Below are 854 nucleotides of genomic sequence, written 5' to 3'. Positions count from 1 at the left end.
ATACCTGTCGCTTTGCAGAAGTCGAACACCGTCTCGTTCATAAAGGCGCTATCGTTGTCGCAATCTAGTCCGCGCAGCGGAAACGGCAACGCACGGCGGACTTGCTCGATATGCTCCAGAACGAATGCGCCGCTGCGAAACGGCATCGCCAGGCATTCAGTCCATCCGGTCGCGATATCCGTCATAACAAGCGTGTGCACCAGCTCGCTGTCGACCTTGCCGCCACCACAATGCTGCACGAAATCGATCTCGAAATAACCGGGCAGCGGATCGTTCCAGTCCGAGAATGTCCGGATTGGAACGGCACGGCGAATAGCACTGCCGACTCCGCTGGCGCGTCGGTGTTGGCCACCGGAAGCCTGCTCGCGTACATCATGCAGCAGTCGGTCAATGGTGGCGGCGCTGATCTGTGTGAGCCGCTGGCGTACGCCCTTCGATAATGACAGGTGGCCATGCCTTGTCATCGACTCGATTAGCGTCGGGATCAGCGCTTTCAGCCGCTTGCCGCAGATCCGGTCACCAGCCTCCCATAGGGTAATCAGCGCGGCGCGCACCTCATCGTTATAGCGCCTCTGCGGGCCAGTCCGTACCTTTGGCGGCCGAAATTCTCGACACAACACACGGATTGCGTGCTTTCGATGGTAACCCGTCAACTCAACGAATTCGTCCAGTATCTGGCGTTTCTCGTTCCGGTCAGAACGGCGGTACCGCTCGCCGACTGCTTGAGTCAATTCCTGCCGTGTTGTCATGCTGAGCCGCCTTGTCATAAGTCGCTCCCGCCTGCATCCTGACGGGTAACAAATTACATGAGGCAACGACCCTCGCGTGGTAGCAAAAAACCTGAGTCAATGCGG

General features: G+C 58.2%; 1 pseudogene. It reads right to left on the bottom strand.

The features are described 5' to 3' along the window. Positions 1-749, bottom strand: a pseudogene (locus tag AWB65_RS35115) (transposase); the annotation flags it as partial. Positions 750-854 lie beyond the last annotated feature (105 nt).

Source organism: Caballeronia humi, assembly GCF_001544475.1.
In the GTDB taxonomy this organism is placed as follows: Bacteria; Pseudomonadota; Gammaproteobacteria; order Burkholderiales; family Burkholderiaceae; genus Caballeronia; species Caballeronia humi.
Note: the sequence above shows the minus strand (reverse complement) of the source record. Positions and strands in the feature narration are given on the sequence as shown.